The sequence below is a fragment of the Aminobacter sp. P9b genome, assembly GCF_045345995.1.
GTDB classification, from domain to species: domain Bacteria; phylum Pseudomonadota; class Alphaproteobacteria; order Rhizobiales; family Rhizobiaceae; genus Aminobacter; species Aminobacter niigataensis.
In genome coordinates this window covers 739770-753732 of sequence record NZ_CP150082.1, presented here as the reverse complement: position 1 = coordinate 753732, position 13963 = coordinate 739770, and the positions used below count along the sequence as shown (strand labels likewise).

Genomic DNA, 13963 nt, shown 5'->3' with positions numbered 1-13963 from the left:
GGCGCTTTCGCCCTCTTCTTGATGTTGGCGCAGCACGTCGGCGCTGCGCGAAGCAAGCTTTCCTCAAAGCCCGCGGCGCCGCAGAATGTCGGTGTAGACGGCGAGAATGATGATGAGGCCGGTGACCACGGTCTGCCATTCCTGGGCGACCGAAAGGATGCGCAGGCCGTTGGCAAGCACGGAGATGATGAGCGCGCCAATGAGCGTACCGATGATGGTGCCACGGCCGCCGGAGAGCGAGGTGCCGCCGATGACGACCGCGGCGATGGCGTCGAGTTCGTAGCCCTGGCCGAGCGCCGGTTGCGCCGAGTTGAGGCGCGAGGCGATCAGCAGCCCGGCGATGCCGCAGATGGCGCCGGACAGCGCATAGACGGCGATCTTCCAGCGGTCGGTGTTGACGCCGGAAAGCCGGACCGCCTCCTCGTTGGAGCCGAGTGCAAAGGTAAACCGCCCGAGGATGGTGCGCTCGAGGATGAAGCTCGTCGCAATCGCAACGAGAAACAGGATCAGCACGCCGTTGGGGATAGGCAGGCCGGGAATGACGGTGCCGATGAGCGAGCCCTGCGAGATCTGGGTGAAGCCGGGCGTGCTGTTGAAGTAGATCGGCCGGGTGCCCGAGATGACCAGCGACAGGCCCTTGAGGATCAGCATCATGCCGAGCGTGGCGATGAAGGGCGGGATCTTGAGCTTGGCGACAAACGTGCCGGAGGCGATGCCGCTTGCCGCGCCGGCCAGGATGGCGGCGAGCACGCCGAGGCCGAGCGGCATGCCCCATGAGGTCAGCACCACGCCTGCGACGACCGCGCAAAAGGTCATCAGCGTGCCGACCGACAGGTCAATGCCGCCGGTGATGATGACAAGCGTCGCCGCAATCGCCAGCACGCCGTTGACCGACGTTGCCTGCAGGATGGCGATGATGTTGGAGGTCTGCATGAAATTGGGCGAGGCGAGGCTGAAGACCACGATCAGCGCAATCAGGCTGGCAAAGGCCAGAAGCCTGTGCTGAGCGCCCGAGAAACGCGAGGCGGTCGAGACGTTCGCCGTGGATGCGGTCGCACTCATTTGGCCTCTCCCTTTGCCGGCTTATCTTGTTTGTTGTGGTTGGCGGCCTCGCCGCGAAGCGTGGCGAGATGCATGATCTCTTCCTGGCTTGCGCCGTCTGAAAGAATGCCGGTCAGCCGGCCCTCGCACATCACGGCGATGCGGTGGCTGAGCCGCAGTATCTCGGGCAGTTCGGACGAGATGACGATGATGGCGCGGCCCTGCTGGGCCAGTGCGTTCAACAGCTTGTAGATTTCGTTCTTGGCGCCGACATCGATGCCGCGCGTCGGCTCGTCGAAGATCAGCACCTCGCAGTCGCGCAAAAGCCACTTGGCGATGACGATCTTCTGCTGGTTGCCACCCGAGAGCAGGCGCACCTCCTGCCGGTCGGACGGGGTCTTGATGGCGAGCTGGTCGATGTAGCGGCTTGCTGCCTCGTGCATGGCCGACTCGCGCAACAGGCCGCCCGGGCCGGCGAAGCGGGACAGGCTCGCCAGCACGACGTTGTTGCGCACGTCCATGCCGGTGGCGAGGCCGAAATGTTTGCGGTCCTCGGAGAGGTAGCCAATGCCGGCGCGCACGGCGTCCTGCGGCATGCGGATGTCGACCTTCTTGCCGTGCACGAAGATGTCGCCGCTGTCGCGGCGGTCGGCTCCGAATATGGCGCGGGCGACCTCGGTGCGCCCGGCCCCCATCAGGCCGGCAAAGCCGAGGATCTCGCCCTTGCGCACGGAAAAGCCGACATCGCGAATGACCGCGCCGCGATTGAGGCTTCTGACCTCGAGTACGACCTCCGCGTTCGAATGGTCGGGCACTTCAGGGCGATCCTCGGTGAGCGCGCGCCCGACCATCATCGAGATGATCTTTTCCACCGGCGTGTCGGCGGCAGGGACGGTGCCGATATATTCGCCGTCACGCATGACCGTCACGCGGTCGGCGATGCGCTTGAGTTCGTCCATCTTGTGCGAGATGTAGACGATGCCGACACCCTCGGCCTTGAGCCTGGCGATGATGGCGAAGAGCTCGTTGATCTCGGCGTCGTTCAGCGCCGCCGTCGGCTCGTCCATGATCAGCACGCGCGAGCGGTAGGACAGCGCCTTGGCGATCTCGACCATCTGCTGGCGGGCGATGGTCAGCCCGCCGACCAACGTGCGCGGGTCGAGCTTGAGATGCATGCTTGCGAAGATTTCGGCGGCATCGGCATTGAGCTTGGCCTCGTCGAGCAGAAGGCCTGCCGCCTTGCGCGGCTCGCGGCCGATGAACATGTTCTGCGCCGCCGTCAGATGCGGCATCAGGTTGAGTTCCTGATGGATGATGCCGATGCCGAGGTCCTGGGCCTGGCGCGGCGAGTTGACCTCGACCGGCTTGCCGTCGAGCAAGATTTCCCCGCCGTCGCGGCGGTAGATGCCGGCGAGGATCTTCATCATCGTCGACTTGCCGGCGCCGTTCTCGCCCATCAGGGCGTGGACCTCGCCCGCGCGCAGGTCGAGTTGGGCATTGTGCAGCGCGCGTACGCCGGGGAACGACTTCTCGATGTCCTTCATCGCAACGAGGACGGTCATGCGCGGCCTCCCTCTATGCCGTAGAAGCGTGCCGCAGTGCCGCCGAGGATCGCTGCGCGTTGCGACTGGCCGAGGTCCTGGAGCAGGCGTTCGGTGACCTCGTCCCAGAAGGCGAAGGGAGCGGCCAGCGTCAGCACCGGCCAGTCCGAGCCCCAGATCAGGCGGTCCGGCCCGAACCAGGTGAGCAGGCTGTCGACGGTGGGGCGGAGGGCTTCGGCGGCAGCCTTCGGCGTCGTCCTCAGCCCCTCCGGCAATTCGGTCAGCAGGCCGGACAGCTTGCAGCACAGATGCGGGTGGCCCGACAGTTCGGCCATGCCGAACTTCCACATGGCATGGCGCGGGTCGTCGGCGGGTGCGGCGAAGGCAGGCTTGGCGGCGTGGTCGATGACGACAGGCAGATCGGGATGCGTCTCGACGAAATGCCTGAGCGACTGCAGGTGCTGCGGCAGGACCAGCGCGTCGAAACGCAGGCCGAGGCGCTTCAGCGCGGCGACGGCTTTTCCGCTGGGACGGGTGGCGATCCAGTCGATGTCCTCCAGGTCCTGCAGCATCGGCCGCACGCCCTTGAACAAAGGATTTTTTGCGAAGTTTTCCAGGGAAGCGACGCTTTCGGCTGACGACAGGTCGACCCAGCCGACGATTCCGGCGACGGCCTTGTCGTTGCGGCCCTGGTCGAGCAGGAACAACGTTTCAGCTTCGGTGGGGGCTGCCTGGACGAGGATGCGCCTGGCGATTCCGGCCGCCTCGGCCAGCGGGCGCATCTCGGCCGGACCGAAGTCGCGGTAGATCGGGGCGAGGTGGGCGGCGCCAGGCGTCAGCCAGCCGTAATCGCCGCGCTGGAGCGTCCAGTAGTGGCAGTGGCCGTCGATCCTTTCGATCATGGCCGCCGCTCCGCCTAGATGGTGACGCCGCCGTCGACCAGGACGGCCTGGCCGGTGACGAAGCGGGATTCGTCGGACAATAGGTAGACGACCAGCGGCGCGATGTCGTCGACGGTGGCGAGCCGGCCGATGGGCTGGCGGGCGATGAAATCCTTCTCGGCCTGCACGGGATCGGCGGCGGCAGCGATGCGGCCGCGCAGCGAGGGCGTGTCGACGGTTCCGGGGCAGAGCGCGTTGCAGCGGACGCCGCGGCGGACATAGTCGGCGGCCATGCCTTTGGTGAAGCCGATCACCGCCGCCTTGGTGGCGCCGTAGAGCAGCCGGTTGGGGAAGCCTTTGATCGACGAGGCCATGGAGGCCATGTTGAGGATCGACACGGCGCCGGTCTTTTCCGCCTGCTCCAGCATGCCGGGCAGGAAGGCGCGGGTCGTGCGGTACATGCTCTTGACGTTGAGGTCGAAGCTGAAATCCCAGTCCTCGTCGCTGCAGTCCATGATCGTGCCGTTGTGGACGAAGCCCGCGCAGTTGAAGAGGCCGTCGAGTGCTGGCTGCTGCCTGGCAAAGGCGGCGACTGCCGCGCCGTCGCGCACGTCGAGACGATGGGTCTCGATGTTCGTGCTCTCGGCCGAAAGGGCTTTCAGCGCATCGTCATTGATGTCGGTGGCGACGACGTGGGCGCCCTCTTTGGCGCAGGCCAGCGCGCTGGCGCGGCCGATGCCCTGGGCAGCGGCGGAAATGAAAATGCGTTTCCCGCTTAGTCGCATAACCGTCGCTCCTCCCAGCAAACTGCTTGCGCTTCTGTCTATATACGAACATACTATTCATAAATGAACCGACCTTGCAATGGGGAAATGTGAGGCGGTGGCGAGGGAGGAATTTGCGCAATGCCAAAACGGCCCATTAACGCCGCGAACGACCAGGACAAGGACGAGCGATACCGGGCGCCGGCGCTCGACAAGGGGCTCGACATATTGGAGCTTCTGTCAGAGCAGCCGGGCGGCTTGACCCGCGCCGAGATCGTCAAGGCGATGGGGCGGGGGCCGAGCGAGGTCTACCGCATGCTCGAACGGCTGGTGGCGCGCGACTATGTCAGCCGCTCACCCGAGGGCGACCGCTATGCGCTGACGATGAAGCTGTTCATCCTCGCCCATCGCCATCCGCCGGTGCGCCGCCTGGTGGCGCGCGCCTTGCCGCTGATGGACGCCTTCGCCAGCGAGGCCGGGCAGTCCTGCCACCTCGTCGTTCCCGAAGGCGGCGCGGCACTCGTTGTCGCGCATGCCAGCTGTCCCGGCAACTGGGAGTTCGGCATCCGCATCGGCGCCCATATCGAGCTCTTGACCACCAGTTCCGGCCATATCCTGCTCGCCTTCCTCGACGGGCAGGCGCAGTCGGAGCTGGCGATGCGTTGGGAAGGCACGAAGCAGGCCGAGGCGCGGGACAGGCTGGAGCCGGTGCTGAAGGCCTATCGTGAGGCCGGCCACCGTGTCGGGCCAAGCCAGCAGATGCGCGCCATCGAGGATATCTCGGTGCCGATCCTGTCGCCCGACGGCTACGCGATCGCCGTGCTGACCTGCCCCTACATCCAGAGGCTCGACGACAAGCAGGCCGACATCGACCAGACGCTGGTGTTGCTCAAGGATGTCGCGGCGAAGCTGTCGCTGTCGTAGGCGGGCTGAATACTCTTTGCTCTAACTCTTTCTATTGGGCAGCTCAGCGCTGCCCCTCACCCTTGCCCTCTCCCCGCAAGCGGGGAGAGGGGGCGTCGACGTTTCCGCTGACCTCTTCTGTGTTGTGGAAGTGGGCGTAGTCGTCGCAGCCGGCTTCCTTCGCCCCGTTCACGGGGAGAAGGTCCGGTAGGGGATGAGGGGCGGCTGTTCCCTTTCAGGAGAGGTGCCGACCCTTCGACAAACTCGCAGTTGGATGAGGGCAGGTTGGTCGGAGCGCCTCACGCCTCCGGCGGCACCACGCCCTTGCGGACGGCGAAGTCGGCGTAGAAGCGGCGCTCCTGGGTCTGGATGACGGCATAGGCCTTCCTGGCACGTTCGTAGAAGGCGAAGCGCTCGATGCCGACCATCTTCGTGCCGGTGCCGTCGATCAGCTTGCCGACCTCACGCTGGACGTCCGGGATCTCGTCCGGCTTGCCGACGACCTCCATGCGGCCGAAGGCATCGTCGACGAAGGTGTCGACGGGCATCACCGACAGCACCGCCTTCATCACGCTGACGATGTCGCCATCGATGCGCAGCGGGCGGCCGAACACCGTTTGCCTCGCCATCGCATCGGCCGGGAAGTTGGCGTCGGCGATGATCAGGTCGTCGCCATGGCCCATGGCGCGGAGCACGTAGAGCACGTCGGGGCCGAGCAGCGGGTCGATGCCAAGGAGCATTTTTGTCACCTGAGATGCGGGTTGCGGATTGGCTGTATCCAGAATTGCAGGCAAGTGCTTCGGCGTGCAAGCCGTCAGGGCATTTTCGCGTTTGCCGAATTTGCCTAGCCGCCGCGCACGAATCCTTCCGACGCCATCAGAAGGTTGCGCGTGTAGTCCTGGGCCACGTTACGCGTGGCGAGATCGCCGGCCTGCAGCCGCTCGACCTCCTCGCCGCTCTGCATCACCATCAGCCGCTCGCACATATGGGTGATGACGCCGAGGTCGTGGCTGACCATGACGAAGGTCAGCTTGCGGTCGCGGCGCACCTGTTCGAGCAGGTTGAGCACCTCGGCCTGGACCGAGGCGTCGAGCGCCGAGGTCGGCTCGTCGAGCAGCAGGATCGACGGTTCTAGGATCAGCGCCCGGGCGATGGCCACGCGCTGCCGCTGGCCGCCCGACAGCTGGTGCGAATAACGGAAGCGGAAGCCTGAGCCGAGGCCGACCTCGTCGAGCGCGCGCTGGATGCGTTTTTCGGTGTCGGCGAAGCCGTGGATGTCGAGCGGTTCGAGCAGCAGCCGGTCGACGGTCTGGCGCGGATGCAGCGAACCGTAAGGGTCCTGGAACACCATCTGGACCTGGCGGTAGAACGCCTTGTCGCGGGTCTTGCCGAGGCGCTGGCCGGAAACGTCGATGGTGCCGGAGGTCACGGGCGCCAGACCGGCGACCGCGCGCAGCAGCGTTGACTTGCCGGAACCGGATTCGCCGACAAGGCCGAAGGATTCGCCCTGCGCGACGCTAAGGCTGACATCCTTCAACGCGATGAAGTCGTCATAGACGACGCGCAGTTTGTCTATCTTGAGGGCAGGGGTCACAGCAGCCACTCCGGCTGGCGGTCGAGCACGGGCAGCGGGTGCCGGCTCTCGCCGATCTTGGGCATGCAGTTGAGCAGGCCTTGCGTGTAGGGGTGCTTGGCCTGCGACAATTCGGAGGCCTTGAGTTCCTCGACGACCTTGCCGGCATACATGACGATGACCCGGTCGCAGAAGGTCGAGACCAGGCGCAAATCGTGGGAGATGAAGACCAGCCCCATGCCACGGTCGATCACCAGCCGGTCCAGGATGCGCAAGATGTCGAGCTGGACGGTGACGTCGAGCGCCGAGGTCGGCTCGTCGGCGATCAAGAGTTCGGGGCCGGCGATCAGCATCATCGCGATCATGGCGCGCTGGCCCATTCCGCCCGAGACCTCGTGCGGGTAGAGGTCGTAGACGCGCTTGGGGTCGCGGATCTGGACGGCAGCAAGCATGTCGAGCGCGCGCTGGCGCGCCTCCGACTTGCCGACCTTCTCATGCGTGCGCAGCGTCTCGACGATCTGGCGGCCGATGGTCATGACGGGGTCGAGCGAATATTTGGGATCCTGCAGGATCATGGCGATGCGGCTGCCGCGCAAGGCCCGCCGTTCGGCCGGCGACGCCTTCAAAAGGTCGATGCCGCTGAATTCGAGCCGCCTGGCCTTGATCTCGGCCTGCTGCGGCGTCAGCCCCATGATGGCGCGGCCGGTCTGCGACTTGCCGGAACCGCTTTCGCCGACGATGCCGAGCCGCTCTTGGCCGAGCGCGAAGGAGACGCCGCGCACCGCTTCGACCACGCCGGTGCGGGTGGGGAAGGAGACGCGCAGGTCGTCGACATGCAGCAGCGTGCTCATTGGCCACCGCTGCGGGTATCGAGTGCGTCGCGCAGGCCGTCGCCGAGCAGGTTGAAACCGAGGCTGACGATGAGGATCGCCGCACCGGGTGCTGCGGCCACCCACCACTGGTCGAGGATGAAGCGGCGGCCGGAGGCGATCATGGCACCCCATTCGGGCAGCGGCGGCTGGGCGCCGAGGCCGAGGAAGCCGAGGCCGGCGGCGGTGAGGATGATGCCGGCCATGTCGAGCGTCACGCGCACGATCAGCGAGGAGATGCACAGCGGCATGATGTGGCGCAGCACGATGCGCATCGGCGACGCGCCCATCAGCTTGACCGCCGAGATGTAGTCGGAGTTGCGCACCGTCAGCGTTTCGGCGCGGGCGATGCGGGCATAGGGCGGCCACGATGTCAGGGCGATGGCGATGATGGCGTTTTCGATGCCGGGCCCGAGGGCGGCGACAAAGGCCAGTGCCAGCACCAACTTGGGGAAGGCGAGGAAGATGTCGGTGATGCGCATCAGCACCGCATCGATCCAGCCGCCGGCATAGCCTGCGGCGGTGCCGACCAGAAGGCCGATGGGGGCGGCGATGATCGCCACCAGCACGATGACCTGCAAGGTCAGGCGCGAGCCGTAGATCAGGCGCGAGAGGATGTCGCGGCCCTGGTCGTCGGTGCCGAGCCAATAGGTGGAACTGGGCGGCAGCAGGCGGGCATTCCTGAGGTCGCCGATATAGGGCGAATGGGGCGCGAGCAGGGGTGCTGTGGCGGCGACGAACAGCAGCAACAGGATGATGCCGAGGCCGATGACGGCGAGCTTGTTGGCGGTGAAGCGGCGCCAGGTCAGGTAGGTGCGGCCGAGCCGCGCCTGCATGCGTGATTGCGGCCGGTCGGTCAGCAGCCATTCGCGGCGGGTCATTGCTGTGTCGCTCATCTGATCCGCGTCCTTGGGTCGAGCAGGCGATAGAGCAGGTCGGAGAACAGGTTGAGCGCGATGAACACCGACCCGATGATGATCGTGCCGCCCAGCACCGCGTTCATGTCGGCGTTCTGCAGCGAGTTGGTGATGTAGAGGCCGAGCCCTGGCCAGGCGAAGACCGTCTCGGTCAGCACCGAGCCTTCGAGCAGGCCGGCATAAGACAGCGCGATCACGGTGACCAGCGGCACGGCGGCGTTGCGCAGCGCATGGCCCCAGATGATGCGGGTTTCCGACAGGCCCTTGGCGCGTGCGGCGACGATGTATTCCTGGCTGAGCTCGTTGAGCATGAAGGAACGTGTCATCCGGCTGATGTATGCGAGCGAGAAATAGCCGAGCAGCGAGGCCGGCAGGATGATGTGGGCGAAGATGTCCTTGAAGGCAGCCCAGTCGCGGTTGAGCACCGCGTCGAGCAGGTAGAAGCCGGTGATCGGGGTGAAGGTGTATTCGAACACCACGTCGATGCGGCCGGGACCGGCGGTCCAGCCGAGGCGGGCATAGAACACCAGCAGCGCCAGCAGGCCGAGCCAGAAGATCGGCACCGAATAGCCGATCAGGCCGATGATGCGCACGATCTGGTCGGCGAGGCTGCCGCGCTTGACGGCGGCAAGCACGCCGAGCGGGATGCCGAAGGCGGCGCCGATGATGGTGCCGACGGTGGCGAGTTCCATCGTCGCCGGGAAGACGCGGCGGATGTCGGCCATGACAGGGTTGGTGGTCAGCACCGAGGTGCCGAAATCGCCCTGCAGCACGCCTTTCACATAGAGATAGAACTGCTGGTAGTAGGGCAGGTTGAAGCCCATTTGCTCGCGCGTGCGCTCGACGACATGGGCCGGCGCCCGGTCGCCGACGATGGCCAGCACAGGGTCGATGGGCACGACGCGGCCGATGAAGAAGGTGACGGCCAGCAGGCCGAGATAGGTCGTGGCCACGATCACCGCGAAACTGGCGACCGCCTTGAGCATGGCGGAGGCGCGCCGGTTGGCGCGCCTCGCTTGCGTCTGGTTTTCCATGCTGCTCAAAGGTCTGATCCTATTGGATCATTCCTTGGTCACGGGGGCGACGAAGTTCGAATCGAAGTTCGGCCCGAGCTTGTAGTTCTTGACGTTGCCGCGCAGGCCGGCAACCTCGGTCTGCTGGAAGATCAGCACGAACGGGCTGGTGTCCAGTGCCGCCTGCTGCAGTTCCTTGTACATGGCGGCGCGCTTGTCGTTGTCGCGCTCCAGAAGGGCTGCCTTGGTCTTCTCGGTCAGCTCCGGCACGTCCCAGGCGTTGCGCCAGGCCAGCGTCTTCACAGTGCCGTCGTCGGCGTTGTTCGGGTTGGAGGTGAAGGTCTCGGCGTTGGAGTTCGGATCCCAGTAGTCCATGCCCCACTGGCCGATATACATGTCGTGGTTGCGGGCGCGGTACTTGGTCAGCGTCTGCTTGCCGTCGCCGGGGATGATCTCAACCTTGACGCCGGCCTGGCCGACGGTCTGCTGGAACGATTCGGCGATGCCGGTGACAGGCTGGGTGTTGCGCACATCCATGGTGACCGAGAAGCCGTCCTTCAGGCCTGCCTTCTCCAGCAGTTCCTTGGCCTTGGCGGGGTCGAAGGTGAACGGGTTCGAGTCGAGCGCGCCGAGCACGCCCTTGGCCTGGTAGGTCTGGCGGATTTCGCCGATGCCCTTGATCAGCGTGGCGCCGATGGCGTCGTAGTCGACCAGGTACTTGAGCGCCTGGCGCACTTCCGGCTTGGCCAGGTTCTCGTTCTTCTGGTTGAGGCTGATGTAATAGACCGTGCCCTTGGGCGCGCTGGTGGTGGTCAGCTCGGCGTTCTTCGAAACCGCTTCGAGGTCGCCCGGCTCAAGGTTGCGGGCGACATCGATGTCGCCGGCTTCGAGCATCAGGCGCTGGGTGGCGCTTTCCTTGACGTGGCGATAGATGACGCGGGCCAGTGCCGGCTTGTCGCCATAGTAGTTGTCGTTGCGCTCGAGCACGAGGATCTCGTTGGCACGCCAGTCGCGGATCTTGAACGGTCCCGAGCCGGCATAGCCGGTCTTGAGCCAGCCATTGCCGAAGTCGTTGTCGAACTTGTAGTCGTCGGTCGGCGTGACCGGGGCGACATGCTCTAGCACCAGCTTGCTGTCCATCACCGCGCCGACGGTGGCGGTGAGGCAGTTGAGCACGAAGGACGGCGCATAGGACTTGTCGACGGTGAAGACGAAGGTGCTGTCGTCGGCGGCCTTGGCCTTCTCGGCGACGTTGTCCTTAGTCAGGCCGAACTGGGTGAGGATGAATGCCGGGCTCTTGTCGAGCTTGACGACGCGCTCGAACGACCAGGCGACGTCGGCGGCGGTGATCGGGTTGCCGGAGGCGAACTTCAGGCCGGGCTTGAGCTTGAAGGTATAGGTCAGGCCGTCGTCGGAAACGGTCCAGCTTTCGGCGACGCCGGGGCGCACCTTGGTGGTGTCGTTGATGTCGAGGCGCACCAGCATGTCATAGGCGTTGCCGAGGAATTCGGCCGGGCTGAGCTCGAAGGATTCGGCCGGGTCGAGCGTGATGGTGTCGTCGATGGCCCAGGCCTGGACCAGCGTGTCGGCCGGCGTCACCGCAAGCGCGGGTGCCGCAAAGACCATCGCCGAAAGGGCTGCGCCTGCAAGCAGCAGACGGAATTGTCCGTTCATTTTACCAAGCATCATTTTTCAGTTCCCCAAGTTGACGAATTATTTGTTGTTAGGCTGCCGCTTCGTGCCAGGCCGAGCGCAAGACCCTCAGCCAGTTGTCGCGGCAGATTTTCGCCAGATCGGCGTCACCATATCCAGCGTTCCGGAGGGCCGCAACGAGCTTCTGAAGCCCGGCGGCGTCGCCGATCTCGGCCGGGATCGTGGCGCCGTCGAAGTCGGATCCCAGCGCCACGCCGTCGATGCCGACATGCTCGACCATGTAGTCGATGTGCCGGACCATGTCCGAGAGCGGGGTGTCGGCGCTCTTGGCGCCATCCTCGCGCAGCATGGTGACGGCGAAGTTGAGCCCGACGAGGCCGTTGCTTTCCCTGACGGCGGCAAGCTGCTTGTCGGTCAGGTTGCGGCTGATCGGCGTGAGGGCATGGGCGTTGGAATGGCTGACGATCAGCGGCTTGTCGGAGAGCCTGGCCACATCCCAGAAACCCTTTTCGGTGATGTGGGCGAGATCGATGGCGATGCCGATGCGGTTGCACTCGCGGACCAGTCTTTTGCCGGCTTCAGTCAGGCCGGGGCCGGTGTCGGGGCTCGACGGGAAGGCGAAGGGCACGCCGTGGCCGAAGATGGTGTTGCGGCTCCACACCGGGCCGAGCGAACGCAGGCCGGCGGCGTAGAAGACCTCGAGCGCGGCGAGATCGGCGTCGATCGGCTCGCAGCCTTCCATGTGCAGCACTGCGGCAAACTTGCCTTCGGCCTCGGCGGCATCGATGTCGGCGCCGTTGCGGCAAATCTTCCAGCCGCCGGCACGCTCGATCCGGAAGGCGATCGACGCCATGTCGAGGGCGATGTCGAGCGACGGTGCGCGTTCAAGCGGGGCCGAGAGCGGAATGGCGTAGTGGCCGTTGCCGTCGCGGGCGTCGTCGCCAATGTCGCCGGAGGTGATGTAGATGGCGCAGAGGCCGCCGGCGAGGCCACCTTTCCTGGCGCGCGGCATGTCGATATGGCCCTGCCTGGTGCCTTCGATGAATTCGGCCACCGGGTCAGCACCCTTGGCGGCGTTGGTCCACAACCGGAACAGCACATCGTTGTGACCGTCGAAAACTGCCTGCATCATGCACTCCTGTCAGGGAGGCAGTTGAAGGACGCACGGCAGGCCGAGTCAATCTGCCGACGGCATGCGCTTTTGCGCTCATCCCGCAGTTCCGCTTCGTAAGGTGCCGCCAGGACCAAAAGGAAGTTCGCGCTGGACCATTCGTCGCAGGCTTATGTGTTTCGGCGCTAAAACGAGGCAATTTGCCGCCATTGCAGGCACAGACGAAGTTCAGGCCTGACCTTGCGGCAGGTCTGCGACCTTGTTCGGCATTGAAATCTGGCAAAAATTTGGGCAGTCGGGCTGCCAGCGGCTATCCGCCGCTCTCCGAACTGCAAATCCGTTTATCACGACAGGAAATTTACATATGTCAGAAGGCAGTCTTCTCGATCATGCTCTCGTGCGCCTCGACGAGGCGGCAAAACACCTGACCGTCGACGCCGATGTGATCGAGAAACTGAAATTTGCCCGCGAGACCACCAAAGCCCGCCTGATGATCCGCATGGACGACGGCTCGCGCAAATCCTTCCTGGCATGGCGCTGCCGCTACGACGACACGCGCGGCCCGACCAAGGGCGGCATCCGTTTCCATCCTGAATCGACGGCCGACGAAGTCGAGATGCTGGCCTTCTGGATGACGTTCAAATGCGCCGTGATGAACCTGCCCTATGGCGGCGGCAAGGGTGCCGTACAGGTCGACCCGCGCAAGCTTTCGAAGGCGGAACTGGAGCGCCTCTCTCGCGCCTACATCCAGGCCTTCGCCAGCATCATCGGGCCGGACCGCGACATTCCCGCGCCCGACGTCTACACCAACTCGATGATCATGGGCTGGATGGCCGATGAGTATTCGCAGATCGTCGGCCAGGCGTCGCCCGCCGTCATCACCGGCAAGCCGCTGGCGCTGGGCGGTTCGCTCGGCCGCGGCGACGCCACCGCGCGTGGCGGCTACTATCTGGTCCGCCATCTCGCAGACGAACTCGGTCTGAAGGGCAACCTGCGCATCGCCGTCCAGGGTTTCGGCAACGCCGGCCAGCACATTGCGCGCCTGCTTGCCGCCGATGGCCACACGATCGTTGCCGTTTCCGACTCGGAAGGCGCCGTCCAGGCCGCCAACGGGCTCGACCTCGGCCGCCTGCTGGCCGCCAAGGACAATGGCCGTTCGGTCACCTCGACGGCCGGAGAGGGTGGGCACGAGCTGCTCGACGGCAATGCGCTGGTCGGCGTCAATTGCGATATCCTGGTGCCGTCGGCGCTGGAGAACATGATCCGCATCGACAACGCAGACATCGTCAAGGCCCGCATCGTGCTCGAACTCGCCAACGGCCCGGTCACGTCGGAAGCCGACGAGGTGCTGGAGAAGAAGGGCATCGTCGTGCTGCCCGACATCCTGGCCAATGCCGGCGGCGTCACCGTCTCCTACTTCGAGTGGGTGCAGAACCGGCAGGGCTACTATTGGCCGATCGAGGAGATCCACGACCGCCTGCGCATCATCATGGAGCGCGAGGGCCGCGCCATTTGGGATGTCGCCAAGGCCAAGGATGTCTCGGTGCGCACCGCGGCCTATGTCCATGCGCTCGCACGCCTCGCCGAGGCGATCGAAGCGCACGGCACGCAGAACTACTTCGCAAGCTGAGCCAAACAGCGCCGCCGGATCGAAACGGTCCGGCGGCGCAGCAGTGACTTGGGGCGCGCCTTTCCTG

Annotated in this window: 13 protein-coding genes; 2 read left to right on the top strand and 11 right to left on the bottom strand. The window is 65.3% G+C overall.

Annotated elements, in window-relative coordinates; genetic code table 11:
* Positions 1–63: 63 nt before the first annotated feature.
* The 4 genes from WHT83_RS03765 to WHT83_RS03750 are packed head-to-tail and all read right to left on the bottom strand — an operon-like array spanning position 64 to position 4248.
* Positions 64–1062, bottom strand: coding sequence for an ABC transporter permease (locus tag WHT83_RS03765; protein WP_406873004.1), 999 nt, complete (start codon positions 1060–1062; stop codon positions 64–66).
* The gene (locus WHT83_RS03760) at positions 1059–2603 is read right to left on the bottom strand and encodes a sugar ABC transporter ATP-binding protein (RefSeq protein ID WP_406873003.1); all 1545 of its coding nucleotides are present in this window, start codon (positions 2601–2603) and stop codon (positions 1059–1061) included. Before WHT83_RS03760 ends, WHT83_RS03765 begins: the two co-directional genes overlap by 4 nt.
* A complete protein-coding gene (locus tag WHT83_RS03755; protein WP_406873002.1) occupies positions 2600–3484 on the bottom strand; it encodes an amidohydrolase family protein in 885 nt (294 codons plus the stop codon). The genes WHT83_RS03760 and WHT83_RS03755 overlap by 4 nt, the downstream gene beginning before the upstream one ends.
* Before the next feature lie 14 nt (positions 3485–3498).
* Positions 3499–4248, bottom strand: a complete 750-nt coding sequence (locus WHT83_RS03750) for an SDR family oxidoreductase (RefSeq protein ID WP_318763270.1) — start codon at positions 4246–4248, stop codon at positions 3499–3501.
* A gap of 120 nt (positions 4249–4368) precedes the next feature.
* Between WHT83_RS03750 and WHT83_RS03745 the strand changes: the two genes are divergently transcribed.
* Complete coding sequence (locus tag WHT83_RS03745) at positions 4369–5151, top strand: IclR family transcriptional regulator (protein ID WP_406873001.1); 783 nt, start codon at positions 4369–4371, stop codon at positions 5149–5151.
* 278 nt (positions 5152–5429) lie between these two features.
* On the opposite strand, the gene WHT83_RS03740 is transcribed toward WHT83_RS03745, so the two are convergent.
* The 7 genes from WHT83_RS03740 to WHT83_RS03710 form a co-directional block, all read right to left on the bottom strand.
* On the bottom strand, positions 5430–5870 hold the full coding sequence (locus tag WHT83_RS03740) for an RbsD/FucU family protein (RefSeq protein WP_406873000.1): 441 nt from the start codon (positions 5868–5870) through the stop codon (positions 5430–5432).
* A gap of 104 nt (positions 5871–5974) precedes the next feature.
* Positions 5975–6724, bottom strand: coding sequence for an ABC transporter ATP-binding protein (locus WHT83_RS03735; RefSeq protein WP_406872999.1), 750 nt, complete (start codon positions 6722–6724; stop codon positions 5975–5977).
* A complete protein-coding gene (locus WHT83_RS03730) occupies positions 6721–7554 on the bottom strand; it encodes an ABC transporter ATP-binding protein (RefSeq protein WP_406872998.1) in 834 nt (277 codons plus the stop codon). Before WHT83_RS03730 ends, WHT83_RS03735 begins: the two co-directional genes overlap by 4 nt.
* Positions 7551–8468 carry a nickel transporter permease gene (nikC, locus tag WHT83_RS03725; protein WP_108606241.1) on the bottom strand — a complete coding sequence of 306 codons (918 nt, stop codon included), beginning with the start codon at positions 8466–8468 and terminating at the stop codon, positions 7551–7553. The genes WHT83_RS03730 and nikC overlap by 4 nt, the downstream gene beginning before the upstream one ends.
* Positions 8465–9523 carry an ABC transporter permease gene (locus WHT83_RS03720; protein ID WP_406873923.1) on the bottom strand — a complete coding sequence of 353 codons (1059 nt, stop codon included), beginning with the start codon at positions 9521–9523 and terminating at the stop codon, positions 8465–8467. The genes nikC and WHT83_RS03720 overlap by 4 nt, the downstream gene beginning before the upstream one ends.
* A 27-nt stretch (positions 9524–9550) precedes the next feature.
* Positions 9551–11188, bottom strand: a complete 1638-nt coding sequence (locus WHT83_RS03715) for an ABC transporter substrate-binding protein (protein WP_183263498.1) — start codon at positions 11186–11188, stop codon at positions 9551–9553.
* A gap of 37 nt (positions 11189–11225) precedes the next feature.
* The gene (locus WHT83_RS03710) at positions 11226–12284 is read right to left on the bottom strand and encodes a dipeptidase (protein WP_406872997.1); all 1059 of its coding nucleotides are present in this window, start codon (positions 12282–12284) and stop codon (positions 11226–11228) included.
* A 346-nt stretch (positions 12285–12630) separates the two neighbouring features.
* Here WHT83_RS03710 and WHT83_RS03705 point away from each other — a divergent pair, with 346 nt between their 5' ends.
* Positions 12631–13896 carry a Glu/Leu/Phe/Val dehydrogenase gene (locus WHT83_RS03705; RefSeq protein WP_108606243.1) on the top strand — a complete coding sequence of 422 codons (1266 nt, stop codon included), beginning with the start codon at positions 12631–12633 and terminating at the stop codon, positions 13894–13896.
* Positions 13897–13963: the final 67 nt, after the last annotated feature.